The sequence below is a fragment of the Massilia sp. Bi118 genome (assembly GCF_918697865.1).
Classification (GTDB): Bacteria; Pseudomonadota; Gammaproteobacteria; order Burkholderiales; family Burkholderiaceae_D; genus Telluria.
Genome location: NZ_CAKKMV010000008.1, coordinates 220,014 through 241,071, shown reverse-complemented (window position 1 = coordinate 241,071; position 21,058 = coordinate 220,014). Strand labels below are relative to the sequence as shown.

Sequence of the window (21,058 nt, the reverse complement as noted above, 5' to 3'; positions counted from 1 at the left end):
CGGCGTCGGGTGAACCGGATTGACGATCAAAACACTCATTTCAAAGCTCCTTCGAGTTCGGGGGCATGCGGTTCGACATGCGCAAGGCGATGCGAGGGCTTGCCGAAGCGCGCCGCCAGGGTGCGCAGCAGGACGTAGAACACCGGCGTCAGGAACAGGCCGAAGAAGGTCACGCCCAGCATGCCGGCAAACACCGCCACACCCATGGCGTGGCGCATCTCGGCGCCGGCGCCGTGCGAGAACACCAGCGGCAGCACGCCCATGATGAAAGCGATCGAGGTCATCAGGATCGGACGCAGGCGCAGGCGGCAAGCTTCCAGCGCGGCGGCGACGATGCTGCGGCCATGCTGCTCCAGCTCCACCGCGAACTCCACGATCAGGATCGCGTTCTTCGACGCCAGCCCGACCAGCACGAACAGGGCGATCTGCGTGAACACGTTGTTGTCGCCGCCGGTCAGCTTCACGCCGATCAGGGCGCACAGGATCGACATCGGCACGATCAGGATCACGGCCAGCGGCAGCGTCCAGCTTTCGTACTGCGCGGCCAGCACCAGGAAGACCAGCAGCACGCACAGCGGGAACACGTAGATCATGGTGTTACCGGCCAGGATGTCCTGGTAGGTCAGGTCGGTCCATTCGTAGGTAATCCCCTTCGGCAGCACTTCGCGGGCGATTTCCTCCATCGCGGCCTGGGCCTGGCCCGAGGACACGCCTGGGGCCGGGCCGCCGTTCATCTCGGCGGCGACGTAGCCGTTGTAGCGCTGGACGCGGTCCGGGCCATAGGTATCCTTGACCTTCATGATCGAGGACAGCGGGATCATCTCGCCGGTGCCGGAGCGGACCTTCAGCTGCGCGATCTGCTCGCGCTGCGAACGGAAGGGCGCGTCGGCCTGCACACGCACCTGGTAGGTACGGCCGAACTGGTTGAAGTCGTTCACGTACAGCGAGCCGAGGTTGATCTGCAAGGTCTGGTTGATCTCGGCCAGCGACACGCCCAACTGCTTTGCCTTCACGCGGTCGACGTCGGCGAACAGCTGCGGCACGTTGATCTGGTAGCCCGAGAACACGCCTTGCAGGCGCTTGTCGGCCGCGGCCTTGGCCATGAAGGCCTGCACCGCCTTGTTCAGCTCATCGTAGCCGAGGTTGCCGCGGTCTTCGATCATCATCTTGAAGCCGCCCGTGGTGCCCAGGCCGTTCACCGGCGGCGGCGGCAGGACCATCACGAAGGCGTCCTCGATGGCGCCCATGCGCTTGTTGATCTCGCCGGCGATGGCTTCGGCGCTCTGCTCCTTGCCCTTGCGCTGGTCGAAAGGCTTCAGCGTGGTGAACACGATGCCGGCGTTCGGCGCATTGGTGAAGCCGTTGATCGACAGGCCGGGAAGGCGACCGAGGATTCCACGCCCGGGATCTGCTTCGCTACATCCGACATCTTGCGGATCACGGCATCGGTGCGGTCCAGCGAGGCGGCGTCCGGCAGCTGGGCGAAGCCGATCAGGTAAGCCTTGTCCTGCGAGGGGACGAAGCCCGGCGGCACCGCCTTGAACATGAAGATGCCGGCGATCGCGAGCAGCACGTACACGCCCAGCGAGGCGCTCTTGCGCTTCAGGACGCCCTTCACGCCGCCTTCATAAGCGTGCGAGGAGCGGTGGAAGAAGCGGTTGAAGCCTTTGAAGAAGCGGCCGAACACAGCGTCCATGGCGCGGGTCAGCTTGTCCTTCTTGGCGCCATGCGGCTGCAGCAGCACCGCCGACAAAGCCGGGGCCAGGGTCAGCGAGCTGAATGCCGAGATCACGGTCGAAATCGCGATGGTCAGCGCGAACTGGCGGTAGAACTGGCCGGTCAGGCCGGACACGAAGGCGATCGGCACGAACACGGCGCACAGCACCAGGGCGATCGCGATGATCGGACCGGACACCTCTTTCATCGCCTGCACGGTGGCGTCATGCGGGCTCAATCCGTTCTCGATGTTGCGCTCGACGTTCTCCACCACCACGATGGCGTCGTCGACCACGATACCGATCGCCAGCACCAGCCCGAACAGGGACAGCGTGTTGATCGAGAAGCCGAAGCCCAGCATCACGGCAAAAGTACCGACCACCGACACCGGCACCGCCAGCAGCGGAATCACGGAGGCACGCCAGGTCTGCAGGAACACGATCACGACCAGCGCCACCAGCACCACCGCTTCGATCAGGGTGTGGACCACGGAGTCGATCGATTCGCGCACGAACTGGGTCGGGTCATACACGATGCTGTAGCTCATCCCCTGCGGGAAGTCCTTCGACAGCTCTTCCATCTTGTTGCGCACGTCGGTCGAGAGCTGCAGCGCATTCGCGGTCGGCGACTGGAAGATCGGGATCGCGACGGCCGACTTGTTGTCGAGCAGCGAGCGCAGGGCATAGGAGTTCGAGCCCATTTCGAGGCGCGCGACATCCTTCAGCAGGGTGGTCGCGCCATCCTGGCTGGTCTTGACGACGATGTTGCCGAATTCTTCTTCCGACTGCAGGCGGCCCTGGGTATTGACCGTTAGCTGGAACTCGGCGCCCTTCGACGGGCCCTGGCCGATCACGCCGGCCGCGACCTGCACGTTCTGCTCGCGGATCGCATTCACGACATCGCTGGCGGTCAGGTTACGGGCAGCGACCTTCTGCGGATCGAGCCAGACGCGCATCGCGTAGTCGCCCGAACCGAACAGCTGGACGTCGCCCATGCCGGTGATGCGCGCCAGCTGGTCCTTGACGTTCAGGGTCGCGTAGTTGCGCAGGTACAGGTCGTCATAGCGGCCGTCCGGCGAATTCAGGTGGACCACCATGGTGATATTCGGCGAGCTCTTGACCGTGGTGACGCCGATCTGGCGCACCTCTTCCGGCAGGCGCGGCAGCGCGCGCTGGACGCGGTTCTGCACGGCCGTCTCGGCCTGCTCGACATTGGTGCCGATCTTGAAGGTCACGGTCAGCTGCAGCGCGCCGTCCGAGGTGTTCTGCGAGGTCATGTAGAGCATGTCCTCGACGCCGTTGATCTCCTGTTCGATCGGGGTGGCGACGGTTTCAGCGATCACCTTCGGGTTCGCGCCAGGGTACTGGGCGCGCACCACCACGGAGGGCGGCACCACTTCCGGATACTCGGAAATCGGCAGCTGGAAGATCGAGATGAGGCCGGCCACGAAGACGATGACCGACAACACCGCCGCGAAGATCGGCTTGTCGACGAAAAAGCGTGAGATGTTCATGTTATTGATTCCTTATTTTGCATCTGCCATGGCCAGCTGCGCGGACTTGTCCTTCGCTGCGCCGGTGCTGGTGGCAGCGACCATGGGCACGGTCTGCGCAGTGATCGGCGAACCCGGACGCACGCGCTGCAGGCCATTGACGACGATTTTTTCGCCCGGCTTCAGGCCGGTTTTCACCACGCGCAGACCCTCGACCACTGGGCCCAGTTTCACTTCGCGGTACTCGGCCTTGCCATCCTTGTCGACCACGAACACGAACTTGTGGCTCTGGTCGGTGCCGACCGCGCGGTCAGTGATCAGGAGCGCCGGCTTTTCGCTGCCGCCGCCGATCTGCACACGGGCGAACAGGCCGGGCGCCATCACGTCATCCTTGTTGGCGAAGGTGGCGCGCAGGCGCACGCTGCCGGCACGGGTGTCGAGCTGGTTGTCGACAAATTCCAGCTTGCCCTCGTGCGGGAAGCCTTCCTCGTTCGCCAGGCCGACGCGCACCGTTACCGGCTTGCCACTGTGCGCCTGGGAGCGGACGCGCAAATAGGTGTCCTCGTCGCCGTCGAAGCTGGCGTAGATACGGTCCGTCGAGACCACGGAGGTCAGCAGGCTGGAGGCGTCGACCAGGTTGCCCAGGGTGATCTCGGCTTTCGAGACGCGGCCGTCGATCGGCGAGACCACGCGGGTATAAGCCAGGTTCAGCTTCGCGGTCTCGTACTGGGCCTGGGCGGCGCGCGCATTCGCTTCCAGTTCCTTGTGTGCGGAAGCGCTGGCGTCGTATTCGCGCTGGGCGATGGCCTTGTCGCCCAGCAGGCGCTCGGCGCGGCTCAGCTCCAACTTGGCCAGGTCGGCCTTGGCGCGCGCCGAGTTGGCGGCGGCGGCGGCGCGTTCGGCTTCGGCCTGGAAGGGGCGCGCGTCGATCACGAACAGGACCTCGCCCTTTTTCACGGTGGCGCCGGGCTTGAAGTTGACGGCGGTGATGAAGCCGGAGACGCGCGGACGGATCTCGACGTGTTCGACGGCTTCCAGGCGGCCCGAGAATTCCTGGGTGTCGGCGACCTGCTTTTCGACCACGACCGCGGCGGAGACCGGCGGACCTGCTTGCGCCTGGGGCTGGGCTTCGGCGGCCTTGCCGGTGGCATCCGAACAGCCCGCGATCAGTGCGGCGACGCCGGCGGCGCCGAGCGCGAGGACGACGGGACGTACAGCGCTGCGTAATTGATGAATGGATTTCATGGGTAAGCCCTCCGATTCTTGAAAACTTATTAATAAATAGGCGAAAGCGGTCCCTTCCGGTCTCGCGTCGGGGACGCAGACAGAAACGCAGGAAAAGACAGGTCTCCCGTGCTCGGAATGCGGGCACGTTGTTCTGGTTGTGGGTGAAGCTAAGCGTTACCGGCTAGACGTTCCAGCCGGACGATCCGTGACAGATCAGCTGCCGGGCGGGGCGTTGTCGGATTCGAGCCCGGCGATGAAGTTGGCGATTTCGTGTAGCGCATGGCCCGTACAGGCGCATTCGTTACGGGCGTTCGGTTCCTCGATGCGGGCAGGCGCCATGCGCCGCACCGTGGTCTTCACACCCGCGTTGATCAGCTTTGCGCCGTAGGCTTCGGCCTCGTCGCGCAGCGGGTCGTCGTCGGCCGACAGGATCAGTGCCGGCGGCAGGTTCTTCAATCGGCTCGACTGCAGCGGCGAGGCGTAGGGATGGCCGCGGTCGGCGGCGTGCGGCAGGTAGCCGCGGTAGGCGGCCGCGCATTCGTCGAACACCCGGGCCTTGTCCGGGCAGGTCGGCATCTCGCGCATCGAGCAGCTCGACAGGCCCGGATCGAGCATGGGCATGATCAGGATCTGGCCGGAAAGCAGCGGGCCGCCGCGGTCGCGCGACATCATCGCCGCCACCGCCGCCAGGTTGCCGCCGGCCTCGATGCCGGCCACAATCAGGCGCTTGCCGGTCCAGCCGAGCCTGGTCTTGTTCTTCTTGGCCCAGTTGACGACAGCATGCGCATCCTCGGCCGCCGCCGGAAAGGGTTTGACCGGCGCCAGCGTATAGGTCGAGGACAGCACCACCGGGTAGCCGCTCGCGTCGGCGAGACGGCGCAAGAAGCTGTCGGACTCGTCCAGGTCGCCGTCGTCGAAGCCGCCGCCGTGGAAGAACACGATCAGGATGTCGCGCTTGCCGTCCACGGCCGCGCGGTACAGGCGGCCCGCCAGCGGCCCCTCGAAACCGGCGACTTCGAGCTCCTTCACCACCAGTTCGTGCTGGTCCACTACCTGTTCATTGTTCAGAACTGCCGAATTCATTGCTGCACCCTGTTGGTTGCCACGACATGGAAAAGGGCCGAGTAACCGGCGGCTTCGCCAGCCGCGGCATTCGCGTAGACGCCCGTGCCGACCAGCGCGGCCATGAGCGTGACGCTCAGCGCCAGCGCAAGGCTTGCAAGAATTCCATCGCGATTTTTCATGTCCTGCTCCTGTTATGGGTGCCACTTTTATCAGTGACCGTGCCGATACTATAGACATGAACTAGAATCTGATAAATACCGCAATCGCGAATCCATTATTCAGATCCCTGAACAATCCAAATGAACAATAAGCTGCAAGCGATGGAAGTCTTCGTGCAGGTGGTCGACGCCGGCAGCTTCACGCGCGCGGCCGAAACCCTGCAGATGCCCAAGGCCACGGTCTCGACCCTCGTGCAGTCGCTGGAGACCTCGCTGTCGGCCAAGCTGCTGCACCGGACCACGCGCCTGGTAACCGTCACCACCGACGGCGCCGCCTATTACGAACGCTGCGTGCGCATCCTGTCCGACGTGCGCGACGCCGAGGAATCCTTGTCGCGCACCCGCCTTTCGCCGAGCGGGCGCCTGCGCGTGGACGTGCCGACCGGCCTGGCCAGCGAGATCCTGATCCCTGCCCTGCCCGCTTTCTTCGAGCGCTATCCGGACATCATGATGGAACTGGGCAGCACCGACCGTCCGGTCGACCTGATCGAGGAAGGCGTCGACTGCGCGATCCGCGGCGGCGAGCTGGGCGACGACAACCTGATTGCGCGCCGGGTCGGCATCATCAACTTCGTGACCGCCGCCTCCCCTGGCTACCTGGAACGCTACGGCGTGCCCCAGCACCCGCGCGACCTCGAGCGCCACCGCTGCGTGAATTATTTTTCGGCCAAGACCGGCAAGACCTACGACTGGGACTTCCGCCGCGGCGAGGAGCGCATCGACATCGGGATGCGCGGCGTGATCGCGCTGAACGATTCGAACGCCTATGTGCAGGCGGGCCTGTCCGGCCTGGGCGTGATCCAGATGACGGATTACCTGCTGACCCAGCACGTCGCCGCCGGGCGCATGGTGCAGCTGCTGGCCGACTGGACCAGCGAGCCGCTGCCGGTGCACGTCATCTATCCGCAGAACCGCCACCTGTCGGCCAAGGTACGGGTGTTCGTCGAATGGGTGTCGGAACTGTTCGCGAACCACCCCTTCATGCACCTGCGCGCGGTGCCGCGGGTGGGTAGCAATGCGCTGCCGCTGGCGGCGATGGAAACCGTGACCGCCGCCGCAGCGGCTGCTACCATGTCTTCATAATACGAAGGAGACCCCGATGCGCACCATCGACGCCCTGCTGGAACAGTACAGTGAAAGCCACCGCAACCCGACCAATGAGCTGATCCATTTCGTGTGCGTGCCGGTGATCGTGTTCACGCTGCTGGGCATCCTATGGAGCATCCACCCGGCCGTCGCCGTCGCGGCCTGCCTGGCTGCGCTGGTCTATTACTTCAGGCTGTCGCGCCCCTTCGCCTTCGGCATGCTCCTGATGAGCGCCCTGATGCTGGCGGTGCTGGCCCTGATGCCGCCGATGACGGTGCTGCCGCTGTCGATCGCCATCTTCGTGGTGGCCTGGATCGGCCAGTTCATCGGCCACAAGATCGAAGGCAAGAAGCCCTCCTTCTTCGACGATCTGCGCTTCCTGCTGATCGGACCGCTGTTCGTGCTGGGCTTCCTGTACCGCCGGCTGAACTTCGCGTACTGAATCGGGCCTGTTTAGTGCGGTCCTCCTGGCCTATAGTGGTCATAAGGAGGACATCATGAAACTCGTTCCCGCCCTCGCATTTCCCTTTGCCTTCGCCGGCATGCTTGCCGGCTGCGCCACCCCGCAGGAATCGGGCAGCGTCTACGGCAGCTACCAGACCATGACCGAACAGGTGGTGCGCATGGGCACCGTCGAGTCCGTGCGCAACGTGATCATCGCCAGTCCGGAATCCGGCGTCGGCACCGTAACCGGCGCCGCCCTGGGCGGGCTGGGCGGCTCCGAAATCGGCGGCGGCAAGGGCTCGATCGCCACCGGCATCATCGGCGCGGTGGCCGGCGGCCTGGTCGGCCAGCAGGTCGAGCGCGGCGCCGGCCGGCGCAACGGTTTCGAGATCACGGTAAAACTCGACAGCGGCGAACTGCGCGCCATCACCCAGCCGGCAGATGAGATGTTCAGACCCGGCGAACGGGTGCGTCTGCTTAGCAACGGCTACAACACCCGGGTTACGCACTGAGGACAGTTTCCACGTATACTTTCTGGATGCCATCCTATGTCCTCTTCACCATTGCCTCCCTGATCTGGGGTTCCACCTTCTGGGCCATCACCCTGCAGCTGGGGGAGATTCCGCCCGCCGTCTCGGTCGTCTACCGGTTCGCACTGGCGTCCGGCGCCCTGTTCGCCTGGTGCCTGGTGCGCGGCGACAAGCTCTGGCTGCCCTGGCGCACGCAGAAGTGGACTTTGATGCAAGGTTTCTTCACCTTCGGCCTGTCGTATGTGTGCACCTATAACTCGGAGCAGTACGTGGTGTCGGCCCTGGTGGCCGTGCTGTTCGCGCTGATGGTGTTCTGGACGCCGCTGTTGTCACGGATGACTTTCGGCACGGCGATCCCGCGCAAGACCTGGACCGCGGGCGTCGGCGCGATCGCCGGCGTGGTGCTGCTGTTCTGGCATTCGATCCAGGGCGCGCTGCACGACATCTCCCAAGGTGGCCAGGGCCACTTCCTGCTCGGCCTGGGACTCGGCATCGTCGCATCGATCGCCAGCGCAGCCGGCAGCATCGTGGTCGGCAAGGTGCGCGAGCAGTCGACCAACCTCATTTTGACCACTGGCTGGTCGATGTTCTGGGGCACTTGCATGGTCGCGCTGTGGTGCGCGCTCAGCGGCCAAGAATTCATCCTGCCGCACACGACCAGCTACGTGCTGGGCCTGCTGCACCTGGCCATCTTCGGCTCGGTGGTGGCCTTCATCTGCTACTTCACGCTGATCAACCGCATCGGCTCGGCCAAGGCCGTCTACATCGGCGTGATCACGCCGGTGCTGTCGGTGCTCATGTCGATCAAGCTAGAACACTACCGCCCCGGCCTCATCGAATGGCTGGGAATGGCAGTCTGCCTGGGCAGCGTCGCCTGGGCCATGTACACACCCAAGCGCAAGGCGCCTACCATCAACCTTACCGATGCGCTCGACGCACCTCTCGAAACACCATGACTGCTGACACCATGAACACCTTCGCCATCCGTCCCGCCACCCCGGCCGACGTCACCCACATCATGGGCATGATCCACGAGCTCGCCGTGTTCGAAAAACTCGAGCACATGGTGGTGGCGACCGATACCCTGCTGCACGAAGGCCTGTTCGGCGCCAGGCCGTCCTGCGAAGCGATCGTCGGCGAGGAAGACGGCAACGTGGTGTCCTACGCCCTCTTTTTCCACAACTTCTCGACCTTCCTGACCAAGAAGGGCCTGTACCTGGAAGATTTATATGTGCGCCAGGATCGCCGCGGCAAGGGCTATGGCAGCCTGATGCTCAAGCACCTCGCACGCATCGCCGTCGACCGCGACTGCGGCCGCTTCGAGTGGTCGGTGCTGGATTGGAATATGCCGGCGATTAATTTCTACAAGACCATGGGCGCTGAGGTGATGCCGGACTGGCGCATTTGCCGTGTGTCGGGCGAGCCGCTGAGCGCATTGGCTAAAGGCTGAGCTGGAAAAGAAAAACCCACGGGCTGATGAAAGCACCGTGGGTAAACCCATTTGATTGGGAGGGGAGACTTGAATCGAACGGTTTCAATATACGTCCCACCCGCCTGAGCGGGGATGTCCTTTACAAATGCTTACCTCGCCTTAACCAACGCTTAAATTCCACCATTCAACGGTTGACAGCGCACTGCCGCGCCCGATTGAGTGATCACAAATGCAATACGCAGGCGTGTCCGACAATGTGGCCTCAAGACGAGGACACAGACATGAAACTGCTCTTCCAACCGATCACGAGAATCATCTACCGGGCCTGGCTGCGGGCCCGGCTCGACAACTACACACGCAGCCTGCACATCATCGCGGCGCAGCGCGAGAACGATTTCCACGCCGAGCGCATCCTGCACCGCGCCATCTCCGCCACCCGTTCCAAACTGCAATCACTGTGAGCGCTCACTGCGCCTGGTTAAAAAGCGCTCGGCGAATTCAAAACCGGCCTGCGTCAGCAAGGCCAGCAAGGCGGCAGGGATCGCTCCCGCCAGCAGCATGTCGTTATCGTTCAGTGCCAGCCCGGTGGTGATGCGTTCGCCGAAGCCGCCGGCGCCGATGAAGGCGGCGATCGTCGCCGTTCCCACGCTCATCACCGCGGCGGTTTTGACGCCGGCGAGGATCACCGGCGCCGCTAGTGGCAGCTCGACCTTCAGCAGCGCCTGGCGGCGGCTCAGGCCCAGCGCCAGCGCGGCGTTGCGCAGGCCCGCCGGCACCTGCAGCAGCCCGGTGCAGGTATTGCGCACGATGGGGAGCAAGGCATAGGCGCACAAGGCTACCAGCGCGGGCACCATGCCGATGCGGCCCAGCAGCGGGATCAGGATCGCCAGCAGGGCCAGCGAAGGCACGGTCTGCAGCGTGCCCGCCACCGCCAGCACCGGCTGGCGCAGGCGCGGCGCCAGCGCGGCCAGCACGCCGAGCGGGATGCCGGCTACGCAGCCGAGCAGCACCGCGACCAGCACCAGCAGCACATGCTGCGCGGCCAGCTGTCTGAATCCATTGCCGAAGGTTTTGGTCAGCAGACCGTCGCGCGTTACCTTGCTCGTCTTTCGATCGGCGCTGCCGGCCAGCCACTCACGTGCAATCTCGGCAAACGGTCTACGATCCAATTCTGCCTGCGCATTCATCGCAATCATCGCATCCGCGCCGATGCGCCCCTCGAGCCCCTGCAGCGCGCGCCAGGCCGCCGGCATACGCTGCGGCAGGTCGAGCCGGTACAGCAGCACGGCGTCGTAGCGCGGGAAGTAGTGCTTGTCATCGTCAAGCACGCGCAGGCCGTACTGGCGAATCTTCGCATCGGTCGAATAGATGTCGATGACGTCCACCTGCTTCTGCTGCAGGGCTTCGTAGGCGATGCCATGGTCGATGCCGCGCGGCGTCTGCGGCAGGCCGTAGCGCGCGGCGAGACCCGGCCAGCCGTCGCCGCGGCCGATGAATTCGTGCGACAGGCCCAGCTTGAATGCGGGCTTTCGCGCCAGCTCGGACAGGGTCGTGATGCCGCTATCGCCGCGCGTGGCCAGCGCATAGCCGTTCGAGAAGCCCAGCGGCACGCCCACGCCCAGGCCCAGCGGACGCAGTTGTTCGCGCATCGCCTCCAGCGAGGTCGGATTCGGGTTCTTGAGGATCTCGAGATCGATGGTGCCCAGGTATTCCGGATACACGTCGATCGCGCCGGATTGCAGCGCGCTCAAGACGATGGCGGTGTTGCCCAGGCCCTGGCGGTGCTCGGCCTTCGCCACCGGCGCTGCCGTTTGGGTCAGGATCTCGCCGAGGATATAGGATTCGGTGAAGCGCTTGGAGCCGACCTTCAGCACATCCTCTGCCCGGCTCGCAGCCGGCAGCAGGCAAAGGATCCAGGCCAGCGCCAGCAGCGCTAGCCTGAGCATATCCGGGGTTCGCGCAGCACGCCGCCGTTCACCACGGCGCGGCAGGGATTCGCGCCGATCGCATACGCCAGGTCGGCCGGACGCGCGATGTCCCACAGCGCGAAGTCCGCCCGCCTGCCCGCTTCGATGACGCCGACGTCAACGCGGCCCAGCGCGCGCGCCGCGTTGACGGTGCAGCCGCGCAGGGCTTCCAGCGGCGTCATGCGCCACATCGTGCAGGCCATGTTCAGCGCCAGCAGCAGCGAGGTCATGGGCGAGGTGCCGGGATTGCAGTCGGTGGCCACCGCCAGCGGCACCCCGGCCTCGCGCAAGAGCGCCAGCGGCGGCATCATGGTCTCGCGCAGGAAGTAGTAGGCGCCGGGCAGCAGCACCGCCACCGTGCCGGCGCGCGCCATCGCCTCGGCGCCGCGCGGCGACAGGTATTCGAGGTGGTCGGCCGACAGCCCGCCGTATTCCGCCACCAGCGCCGCACCGTCCTGGTCGGACAGCTGCTCGGCGTGCAGCTTGACCGGCAGCCGATACTTTCGCGCCGCCTCGAACACCTGCGCCGTCTGCGCATGCGTAAAACCGATGCGCTCGCAGAAGGCGTCGACGGCGTCGGCCAGCCCCTCTTTCGCCAGCGCCGGCAGCATGCGCTCGCAGACCTCGACGATGTAGTCGCCGGCGCGGCCCGCGAATTCCGGCGGCAGCGCGTGCGCGCCGAGGAAGGTGGTCGTCACGTTCACCGGCAAGGTCGCGCCCACGCGGCGCGCCACGCGCAGCATCTTCGCTTCGGATTCAAGATCGAGGCCGTAGCCGGACTTGATCTCCAGGGTCGTCACGCCCTCGGCCAGCAGGGCCTGGATGCGCGGCGCGCTTTGCCGCAGCAGCTCGTCCTCGCTCGCGGCGCGGGTCGCGCGCACGGTCGACATGATGCCGCCGCCCTGGCGCGCGATGTCCTCGTAGCTGGCGCCGTTCAGGCGCGCCTCCCATTCGTCGCTGCGGTTGCCGGCATGGACGATGTGGGTATGGCAGTCGATCAGGCCAGGCGTGAGCCACAGGCCGCCGCAATCGTGTTCGCGCGCAGCCGCCGGCGCTTCGCTGCGCGGCCCAACCCAGCTGATAAGGCCATCCCGCACCGCCACCGCGCCATCCTCGACGACGCCGTAGCCGCCATCGGCCATCGTGGCCAGGCGCGCGTTGACGAACAGGAGGTCCACCGGTTCACTCATAGTGGCCGTCTTCATCCTCGAGTTCTTCCTCGCTGTCGTAGTAATGGATGTCGGCGATGAAGATCATCCCCTGCCCCGCCTGCAGGGTCCAGGTCGTGCCCTGGTCGAGCAGCACGGCGTCGTAGCGGACCATGTTGATGCGCTGGTCGTCGCTGCACAGCTCAAGGGCATCGCCCTCGGCCAGGAACAGCACGGTCACAGGCGCGCGCGCGACGAAGCGCGATTCGCCGCTCAGCATGCGCCGGCCGAACTGGTGGTAGCAGCGGTCGAGGCGGGTCATGACGTTGAAGTCCGTGCTGGCGCCGCGATTGAGCTTGGCCACCACCCGCGATTCGCCGTCGAAGATGGCCACCGGATCGGCCTTCGACAGCAGCATGGCTTCGCCGTCGATCTCGAGCGTCATGCCATGGCCGTCGACCAGAGCCAGGGTGCGTTCGATGCCCGGGAATTCGGAGAAGGCGCCATCCTCGGCGATGGTCGCGAGGCTGACGCGCCAGTCGAATTCCTCGAAACCGGCGTCGGGCGGGAACACGGCAATCTGCGTCGTGCTGCCTCCGCCGTTCTTCCAGGACACCGGACTCAGGCCGGCATAGGGGATAAGCATCGTCATGGGCTACTCCTCTCACATGCTGCGCAAGGCGCGCACCGCAGCAGTATAGCGCCGGGCAATCGCATCCTGCTCGACGTGGCGTCCGCCGCGCACCACCCAGCGGCCGCCGGCCAGCACGTCGCGCACCAGGTTGTCGTTACCGCAGAACAGGAAGCGGCCGAGCACCTCGTGCGAGTCTACGCCATCGAGATTCGGATGGGCGCTGTCCAGCACCAGCAGGTCCGCGCGCCTTCCCGCCGCCAGGCTGCCGACCGCGCGTCCGGACGCCTGGGCGCCGCCGCGCAGGGCCTGGCGCCACAAATAGGTGCCGACGTCGCGGCAGTCCTCATTTCCTCCGATAGCGACCGCGATGTTGCGCTGCTGCTGCGCCAGGCGCTGGCCGTATTCGAGCCAGCGCAGCTCTTCGACCGCGCTCTGCGACACGTGGCTGTCGCTGCCGATGCCGAACACGCCGCCGGCGGCGATATAGGGCGCCAGCGGGAACAGGCCGTCGCCCAGGTTGGCCTCGGTGGTCGGGCACAGGCCGGCACAAGCGCCGCTGGCCGCCAGCGCGGCGGTCTCGCTCTCCGACAGATGGGTCGCGTGCACTAGGCACCAGCGCCTGTCGACCTCGACCTCGCGCATCAGGTAATCGACCGGACGCATGCCAGTGGCGTCGAGGCACTGCTGCACTTCGAGCTGCTGCTCGGCGATGTGGATGTGCAGCGGGCGCCCCGCCGGCATGCCCGCCACCAGGTCGCGCAGCTGGCCGCCGGATGCCGCGCGCAGCGAATGCGGCGCCGCGCCCACTTCCAGCTGCGGCCCGCGCAGGGCTTCGAGCTTGTCGACGATGCGCAGCACCAGTTCGGGATCGGTGCGGAAGCGCTTCTGCGCAGGCTTCAGGGGTTGTTCGCCGAAGCCCGCATAGCTGTACATCACCGGCAGCAGGGTCAGGCCGATGCCGGACTGGCGCGCCGCCTCGGCAATCCGCAGCGCGGTTTCGGCCGGGTTGGCATACAGCTCGCCGTCCTGGTCGCGCTGCACGTAGTGAAATTCGCAAATGCCGGTGTAGCCGTGACGCAGGCATTCCACATGCAGCTGGCTGGCCACCGCTTCCATCTGCTCGGGCGTGATGCGCCCGGCGAAGCGGTACATCAGTTCGCGCCAGGTCCAGAAGCTGTCCTTCGTGTCGCCGGCCTGTTCGACCAGGCCGGCCATGGCGCGCTGGAAGGCGTGCGAGTGCAGGTTGGTCATGCCGGGGAGGACGTAATCGGCCTGTTCGACGCCGGCGGGCGCCTCCATGCCTGCGAGGGCGGCGCTCAGGTCGCCGCGCTCGTCCCATTCCAGCAGCACGTCCTCGCGCCAGCCTTCGGGTAGCAGCGCGTGGCGCGCAAACAGGGCGCGGTTCGCCAAACTCATGTGCGCACCCACTCCACCGCCGCACCCAGCAGCTCACGCAGCAGCGGCTGCACCTGGCCCGCCACGTCCGGGCGGTATTCGAAGGGCGCGGCTTCGTTCATGTACAGGCACTGCGCCATTTCGAGCTGGATCGCGTGCACGTTTGCGGCCGGGTTGCCGTAGAAGCGGGTGATGTGGCCACCCTTGAAGCGGCCGTTGAAGACGAAGGAGAACTGGTCCTGGCTATCCACCAGCTTGATCACGGCGCCTTCCAGTCCCTGCGAACAGGACTTGCCGTCGGCGGTGCCGAAGTTCAGGTCCGGCAGCCGGCCTTCGAAAAAGCGCGGCACCTGGGACGCGATCGAGTGCGCATCCCACAGCACCACCTTGCCGTGCAGGGCCAGCAGGCGGTCCAGCTCCGCGCGCAGCTGATTGTGGTACGGCCGCCAGTACAGTTCCAGGCGGCGCCGCACCTCAAGCTCGTCCGGCTCCATGCCTTCGCGGTACAGGCGCTCGCGCCCGAAGGTGTCGACGGGGCACAGGCCGGTGGTGTCCTGGCCCGGATACAGGTTGGTGTTCTCGGGAGGCCGGTTCAGGTCGATCAGGTAGCGCGACCAGCGCGCCGACAGCACCGAGGCCCCCATCTCCCTGGCGAAGCCATACAGCTCGGTGAGATGCCAGTCGGTATCGGCGCGCGCCGCCGCGCAGGGCATCAGGCTCGCGGCCACGTCGTCGGGAATGTCGGTGCCCACGTGGGGCATCGATACCAGCAGCGGCAGCTTGCCCGCCTCGAACCTGAAATCCATCATTTTTCCTATCCTGAGAAGATCAAGGATGCAGCGCGGCGAACAGCTCCCGGCATTCGGCGGACAGCTCGCCCTGCATCACCATCCGCTTGGCCGCTTCGATGTCCGGCGCGAAGAAGCGGTCTTCGTCGAAGGCCGCCACGCGCCCGCGCAGCTGGGCGTGTACGTGCTCCAGATGGCCCGAACTGGTGAGCGGACGGTGGAACTCGATCCCCTGCGCCGCCGCCAGCAGCTCGATGCCGACGATGACACCCGTATTGTGCGCCATCTGGTCGAGACGGCGCGCCGCGAAGGTGGCCATGCTGACATGGTCTTCCTGGTTGGCCGAGGTCGGCAGGCTGTCGACGCTGGCCGGATGCGCCAGCGACTTGTTTTCCGAGGCCAGCGCGGCCGCCGTCACGTGGGCGATCATGAAGCCGGAATTCACGCCCGGCTCCTTGACCAGGAAGGGCGGCAGGCCGGACAGGGTCGAATCGATCAGCAGCGCGATGCGGCGCTCCGCCAGCGCGCCGATCTCGGCGATGGCCAGGGCCAGGGTGTCGGCCGCGAAGGCGACAGGTTCCGCGTGGAAATTACCACCCGAGACGATCGTGGCGCCGCCGGCGGCGTCCGCGTCAGGGAAGATCAGCGGGTTGTCGGTGACGGCGTTCGATTCGATCAAGAGGGTGCGGCCGGCCTGGGCGATCAGGTCCATCACGGCGCCCATCACCTGCGGCTGGCAGCGCAGGCTGTAGGGATCCTGCACGCGCTCGTCGCCGACCAGGTGGGAAGCGCGGATCGCGCTGCCGGCCACCAGTTCGCGGTAGATCTTCGCCGCGGCGATCTGGCCCGGCTGGCCGCGCACCGCGTGCACGCGCGGGTCGAAGGGGGCGTCGCTGCCGCGCGCGGCGTCCAGCGACAGCGCGCCGGTCACCATCGCGCCTTCCAGCAGGCGCTCGGCCATGAACAGGCCGTGCAGGGCCAGCGCGGTCGAGACCTGGGTGCCGTTGATCAGGGCCAGGCCCTCCTTCGCCGCCAGGGTCACCGGCTCGATGCCGGCCGCTTCGAGCGCGGCGCCGGCGTCCATCAATTCTCCCTTCATGCGCACCTGGCCGACGCCCAGCATGGCCAGGGTCATGTGGGCCAGCGGCGCCAGGTCGCCGGATGCGCCGACCGAACCCTGCGACGGGATGGCGGGCATGATGCCGGCGTTGTACAGGGCGATGAGCGTGTCGACGATCAGCGGGCGCACGCCGGAATAGCCGCGCGCCAGGCTGCCGATCTTCGTCAGCAGGATGAGGCGCGCGACATGGTCCGGCAGCAGCTCGCCGGTGCCGACCGCATGCGACAGGATCAGGTTCTGCTGCAGCTGTTCGAGCTGGGCTTGCGGGATGTGGCGCTTGGCCAGGATGCCGAAACCGGTGTTAATGCCGTAGGCCGGATCGCCCTTGGCGACGATGGCTTGCACGGTGGCGGCCGAGGCTTCGATGTCGGCGTAGGCTTCCGCAGCGAGAGTCAGGCGTCCGGCGGATTGCCAGACGGTGCGCAGGTCATTCAGGGTAAGAGAGCCGGGTTCGAGAGTCAGGTGGTTCATGGTGCTTATTTAATCATCGGGAGTTTGAGGCCGAAGCGCTTGGCGGCTTCGATCGCGAGTTCGTAGCCGGCGTCGGCATGGCGCATCACGCCGGAGGCGCAGTCGTTCACCAGCACGCGGGCCAGGCGTTTGTCGGCGGCCTCGGTGCCGTCGGCCACGATCACCACGCCGGAGTGCTGCGAGTATCCCATGCCGACCCCGCCGCCGTGATGCAGCGAGACCCAGGTCGCGCCGCCGGCCGTGTTCAGCATGGCGTTCAGCAGCGGCCAGTCGGAGACAGCGTCGGTGCCGTCGCGCATGGCTTCCGTTTCGCGGTTCGGGCTGGCGACGGAGCCGGTGTCGAGGTGGTCGCGGCCGATCACGATCGGCGCTTTCAGTTCGCCCGTGCGGACCATCTCGTTGAAAGCGAGGCCGGCGAGGTGGCGTTCGCCGAGGCCCAGCCAGCAGATGCGCGCCGGCAGGCCCTGGAAGGCGATGCGCTCGCGCGCCATGTCCAGCCAGCGGTGCACCCGTGCGTGCTGCGGGAACAGCTCCTTGATCTTGGCGTCCGTCTTGTAGATGTCTTCCGGGTCGCCGGACAGCGCCACCCAGCGGAAGGGACCGCGGCCTTCGCAGAACTGCGGGCGGATATAGGCCGGCACGAAGCCCGGGAAGTCGAAGGCATTCTTGACGCCTTCGTCCAGCGCGACCTGGCGGATGTTGTTGCCGTAGTCGACGGCCTTGGCGCCCATCGCCTGGAAATCGAGGATGGCCTGGACGTGGACGGCGGCCGATTCGGCTGCTTCCTTCTTCAGGCGCGCATGCTGGGCCGGATCCTGCTGCGCGGCCTTCCACTGCTCGACGGTCCAGCCGCGCGGCAGGTAGCCGTTGATCAGGTCGTGGGCCGAGGTCTGGTCGGTGACCAGGTCCGGCACCAGGCCGGTTTCCTTTGCACGGCGCACCAGCTCCGGCAGGATGTCGGCGGCGTTGCCGAGCAGGCCGATCGAGATCGCGTCCTTGTTCTGCTTGTGCTGGCGGATCATCTCCAGCGCTTCATCGATGCTGTGCGCCTGCTTGTCCAGGTAGCGGGTGCGCAGGCGGAAGTCGATGCTGCTCTGCTGGCACTCGACGGTCAGCGAGACCGCGCCGGCGAAGGTCGCGGCCAGCGGCTGCGCGCCGCCCATGCCGCCCAGGCCCGCGGTCAGGACCCAGCGGCCAGCCAGGTCGCCGCCGAAGTGCTGGCGCCCTGCTTCGGCAAAGGTTTCGTAGGTGCCCTGCACGATGCCCTGGGTGCCGATGTAGATCCAGCTGCCGGCCGTCATCTGGCCGTACATGAACAGGCCCTTGCGATCGAGCTCGTTGAAGTGTTCCCAGTTGGCCCATTTGGGCACCAGGTTCGAGTTCGCCAGCAGCACGCGCGGCGCGTCCGGGTGGGTCTGGAACACGCCGACCGGCTTGCCGGACTGGATCAGCAGGGTCTGGTCGTCGTCGAGATCGCGCAGCGAGGCGAGGATCTGGTCGAAGCAGGCCCAGTCGCGCGCGGCGCGGCCGATGCCGCCGTAGACGACGAGGCTTTGCGGGTTCTCCGCCACCTCGGCGTCCAGGTTGTTCTGCAACATGCGGAAGGCCGCTTCGGTCAGCCAGCTCTTGCAGTGCAGCTGGCTGCCGCGCGGGGCGCGGATGTCGCGGGTCGGATCGAAGCGGGGGTCTTGCATCGGCGAAGCGTTGGTCATGGCTGGCTCCTGGGAATGTCAAGAAAGTCTAGGTTGTCTATACAACCTCGTCAACCCCCTCCTCTGTTATTTCTTCTGGTAGACCTGGCGGCCGCCGACCCAGGTTTCGAGCACGGTGGTCTTGTAGATGTCGTAGGGCGACATCTTGAACAGGTCGCGGTCGATGACGATGAAGTCGGCGTATTTACCGGCTTCGAGCGAGCCTAGCGTCTTTTCCTGGTGGCCGGCATACGCCGCATCAAGCGTGAAGCAGCGGAAGGCTTCCTTGAGCGACATCTCCTGCTCCGGATACCAGCCGGCGATCGGCGCGCCGTCCTTGTCCTGGCGCGTGACGGCGGCGTGCATGCCGAAGAAGGGATTCGGCGCCTCGACCGGGAAGTCGGAGCCGCAGGCGATGCGCGAGCCCTGCGCTAGGTAACTGCGCCAGGCGTAGGCGCCCTTCATGCGGTCCGCGCCGATGCGGGTCTCGGCCATGTTCTTGTCCGAGGTGGCGTGGGTCGGCTGCATCGACGGGATGATGCCGATGCTTTTGAAACGCGGGATGTCGCTCAGGGTCACTACCTGGGCGTGCTCGATGCGGTGGCGCTTGTCTGCGGCTTTATTTGCCGGGATCTCTTTCGCGAAGGTATCGAGGATCTGCTTGTTGCCGGCGTCGCCGATCGCGTGCACGTTGACCTGGTAGCCCTTCTTGATGGCCTTGGTGATCATCGCGTCGATCTCCCTGTTCGTGTGGAACAGCAGGCCGTGCGAGTGCGGATCGTCGCTGTAGGGCGCCAGCAGGGCCGCGCCGCGGCTGCCCAGGGCGCCATCGGCGTACAGTTTTACCGCGCGCAGTGCGTACATGTCGTGGCCGTAATTCAGGAGCGGGCCATTTTTTGCCAACTGGTCAAAATCCGGGCCGGTGCCGCCGATCATGGCGTAGATGCGGGCCGTCAGCTTGTCGTGGTCGGCGTAGTCGCGGTAGAGCTTGTCCTCGCCGACGGTGATGCCGGCATCGTGCACGCTGGTCAGGCCGACGCTGGCCATGTTTTCCAGGGCGCGGTCGAGCATCACGCGGCCTTCCTGCTCGGTCTCGTGCGGCAGCACCTTGGTGACCAGTTGCTGGGCAGCGTCGACCAGCACGCCGGTGGCGACGCCGTTCGCATCGCGCACGATCTTGCCGCCGACCGGGTCCGGGGTCTTGTCGGTGATGCCGGCCAGCGCCAGCACGCGGCTGTTGGCCCAGCCGGCATGGCCGTCGACGCGCTCGAGCCAGACCGGACGGTCGCTGACTGCGCCATCGAGCTCCTTGGCGGTCGGGAAGCGGCCCAGCTTCCAGATCTCCTGGTTCCAGCCGCGCCCGCGCACCCAGGCCTGCTGCGGATTGGCGCGCGCGTAATCGCCGATGGCCTTCAGGGCGCCGTCCAGCGAGGTCGAGGTCGACAGGTCGAGCTGGGTCAGCATCGCGCCCAGGCCGAACACGTGGCCGTGCGCATCGATCAGTCCCGGCAGCACGGTGCGGCCCTGCAGGTCGACATGCTTCGCATTCGGCGCCTTCGCCGCCACCTCCTTCGCACCGCCCACCGCGATGATCCTGCCCTTGTCATCGAAGGCCAGCGACGCGAACTGGACGATGTCGCCCCTGGCGTTGAGCGTGTAGCCGTTGGCGTTGTCGATCACGGTGTCGGCGTGGGCCGCAGCCATGGCGCCGGCGGCGATCAGGATGGACAGGGCAGACTGCAAGGGTTTGAGGCGCATCGCGAGGCTCTCCATATTCTTGTAAAGGAGGAGAGTGTATAGAAAATTGCGCAACGGTCAATCTGCATCAAACCGGGGTCAGAGCCCGATTTTTGGCAATTACCCAGCAGAAGTCCCTAGGCCTCAAAAAAGCATACGACCTCAACAGTCTTACGCAGGATTGATGTCGGTCGGAAGTTCAGCGGCAAACATATCTACGCTTATGCTTCCTTCAACTTTCGCCTTCCCCATGCCACGTCCTCGCCGCGTCGTCTCCCCTTCGATTCCGCTGCATGTCATCCAGCGGGGCAATAACCGATCCCCCTGCTTCCATCTGCAGAATGACTACCTGATTTACCTCGACGCACTGCGCGAGTGTGCTTTCGATGCAGGCTGCGCCGTGCATGCCTATGTCCTCATGAGCAACCATGTCCATCTTCTGCTCTCGCCAGACACGACCGATAGTGTGAGCACGATGATGCAGCGGCTGGGCCAACGCTACGTGCAATATTTCAATCGCCGTCATGCGCGCACAGGCACATTATGGGAGGGGCGGTTTCGCTCGAGTCCGGTGCAGGACGAGCGTTATTTCCTGATCTGCCAACGCTACATCGAACTCAATCCCGTGCGGGCAAATATGGTGGATGTGCCTGCTGACTATCCGTGGTCCAGCCATCGGACGAATGCTTTCGGTCGGGAGAGCGCCCTGATTACACCGCATTCCGTGTATTTAAGCTTGGGCAAGGTCGAGGCGGCACGCCATGCGGCATACCGCCATTTGTTCAACGACGCCTTGCCGGAAGAGTTGCTCGACGAGGTCAGAAAAGCTGGCAACAGCAATCGTCCGCTAGGCCCTACCCAAAACGCGATGGACACTGGCATGCTCTAACCGCAGAG

18 protein-coding genes and 1 pseudogene are annotated in these 21,058 nt (G+C 65.7%); 7 read left to right on the top strand and 12 right to left on the bottom strand.

From position 1 onward, the window contains the following. Positions 1-35 precede the first annotated feature (35 nt). From LQV39_RS14140 to LQV39_RS14125, 4 genes and pseudogenes are all read right to left on the bottom strand, one after another. A pseudogene (locus LQV39_RS14140) lies at positions 36-3,229 on the bottom strand (efflux RND transporter permease subunit). 12 nt (positions 3,230-3,241) lie between these two features. Beyond that, positions 3,242-4,453: an efflux RND transporter periplasmic adaptor subunit gene (locus LQV39_RS14135; protein WP_230026755.1), complete on the bottom strand. Its 1,212-nt coding sequence runs from the start codon at positions 4,451-4,453 to the stop codon at positions 3,242-3,244. 195 nt (positions 4,454-4,648) lie between these two features. After that, a complete protein-coding gene (locus LQV39_RS14130; RefSeq protein WP_230026754.1) occupies positions 4,649-5,518 on the bottom strand; it encodes an alpha/beta hydrolase in 870 nt (289 codons plus the stop codon). Further along, the gene (locus LQV39_RS14125) at positions 5,515-5,679 is read right to left on the bottom strand and encodes a hypothetical protein (RefSeq protein WP_230026753.1); all 165 of its coding nucleotides are present in this window, start codon (positions 5,677-5,679) and stop codon (positions 5,515-5,517) included. The genes LQV39_RS14130 and LQV39_RS14125 overlap by 4 nt, the downstream gene beginning before the upstream one ends. Positions 5,680-5,799: 120 nt before the next feature. Between LQV39_RS14125 and LQV39_RS14120 the strand changes: the two genes are divergently transcribed. From LQV39_RS14120 to LQV39_RS14095, 6 genes are all read left to right on the top strand, one after another. Next, entirely contained in the window at positions 5,800-6,801 is a 1,002-nt protein-coding gene (locus tag LQV39_RS14120; protein WP_230026752.1) for a LysR family transcriptional regulator, read from the top strand. A gap of 16 nt (positions 6,802-6,817) precedes the next feature. Further along, positions 6,818-7,246 (top strand): DUF962 domain-containing protein, encoded by a 429-nt coding sequence (locus LQV39_RS14115; protein ID WP_230026751.1) that lies wholly within the window; start codon positions 6,818-6,820, stop codon positions 7,244-7,246. Positions 7,247-7,301: 55 nt separating this feature from the next. Beyond that, positions 7,302-7,760, top strand: coding sequence for a glycine zipper 2TM domain-containing protein (locus tag LQV39_RS14110; protein WP_230026750.1), 459 nt, complete (start codon positions 7,302-7,304; stop codon positions 7,758-7,760). Between the two features lie 26 nt (positions 7,761-7,786). Next, the gene (locus tag LQV39_RS14105) at positions 7,787-8,734 is read left to right on the top strand and encodes a DMT family transporter (protein ID WP_230026749.1); all 948 of its coding nucleotides are present in this window, start codon (positions 7,787-7,789) and stop codon (positions 8,732-8,734) included. Continuing rightward, complete coding sequence (locus LQV39_RS14100) at positions 8,731-9,228, top strand: GNAT family N-acetyltransferase (protein WP_230026748.1); 498 nt, start codon at positions 8,731-8,733, stop codon at positions 9,226-9,228. The genes LQV39_RS14105 and LQV39_RS14100 overlap by 4 nt, the downstream gene beginning before the upstream one ends. A gap of 263 nt (positions 9,229-9,491) precedes the next feature. Next, a complete protein-coding gene (locus LQV39_RS14095) occupies positions 9,492-9,671 on the top strand; it encodes a hypothetical protein (RefSeq protein ID WP_230026747.1) in 180 nt (59 codons plus the stop codon). On the opposite strand, the gene LQV39_RS14090 is transcribed toward LQV39_RS14095, so the two are convergent. From LQV39_RS14090 to LQV39_RS14055, 8 genes are all read right to left on the bottom strand, one after another. Then, positions 9,663-11,156 (bottom strand): glycine betaine ABC transporter substrate-binding protein, encoded by a 1,494-nt coding sequence (locus LQV39_RS14090; RefSeq protein ID WP_230026746.1) that lies wholly within the window; start codon positions 11,154-11,156, stop codon positions 9,663-9,665. The genes LQV39_RS14095 and LQV39_RS14090 overlap by 9 nt on opposite strands. Continuing rightward, positions 11,144-12,382 (bottom strand): imidazolonepropionase, encoded by a 1,239-nt coding sequence (gene hutI, locus LQV39_RS14085; protein WP_374199429.1) that lies wholly within the window; start codon positions 12,380-12,382, stop codon positions 11,144-11,146. The genes LQV39_RS14090 and hutI overlap by 13 nt, the downstream gene beginning before the upstream one ends. Then, positions 12,360-12,977, bottom strand: a complete 618-nt coding sequence (locus LQV39_RS14080) for a HutD family protein (protein ID WP_230026745.1) — start codon at positions 12,975-12,977, stop codon at positions 12,360-12,362. The genes hutI and LQV39_RS14080 overlap by 23 nt, the downstream gene beginning before the upstream one ends. A 12-nt stretch (positions 12,978-12,989) precedes the next feature. After that, positions 12,990-14,375: a formimidoylglutamate deiminase gene (locus LQV39_RS14075; protein ID WP_230026744.1), complete on the bottom strand. Its 1,386-nt coding sequence runs from the start codon at positions 14,373-14,375 to the stop codon at positions 12,990-12,992. Next, the gene (gene hutG, locus LQV39_RS14070; RefSeq protein ID WP_230026820.1) at positions 14,372-15,160 is read right to left on the bottom strand and encodes an N-formylglutamate deformylase; all 789 of its coding nucleotides are present in this window, start codon (positions 15,158-15,160) and stop codon (positions 14,372-14,374) included. The genes LQV39_RS14075 and hutG overlap by 4 nt, the downstream gene beginning before the upstream one ends. Positions 15,161-15,182: 22 nt before the next feature. Then, positions 15,183-16,733, bottom strand: coding sequence for a histidine ammonia-lyase (gene hutH, locus LQV39_RS14065; protein WP_230026743.1), 1,551 nt, complete (start codon positions 16,731-16,733; stop codon positions 15,183-15,185). A gap of 5 nt (positions 16,734-16,738) precedes the next feature. Further along, positions 16,739-18,445, bottom strand: coding sequence for a urocanate hydratase (hutU, locus tag LQV39_RS14060; protein WP_230026742.1), 1,707 nt, complete (start codon positions 18,443-18,445; stop codon positions 16,739-16,741). Between the two features lie 66 nt (positions 18,446-18,511). Continuing rightward, positions 18,512-20,182: an amidohydrolase gene (locus LQV39_RS14055; protein WP_230026741.1), complete on the bottom strand. Its 1,671-nt coding sequence runs from the start codon at positions 20,180-20,182 to the stop codon at positions 18,512-18,514. A 229-nt stretch (positions 20,183-20,411) separates the two neighbouring features. Here LQV39_RS14055 and LQV39_RS14050 point away from each other — a divergent pair, with 229 nt between their 5' ends. Beyond that, positions 20,412-21,050 (top strand): transposase, encoded by a 639-nt coding sequence (locus LQV39_RS14050; RefSeq protein WP_230026740.1) that lies wholly within the window; start codon positions 20,412-20,414, stop codon positions 21,048-21,050. The last annotated feature ends 8 nt before the right edge of the window (positions 21,051-21,058 follow it).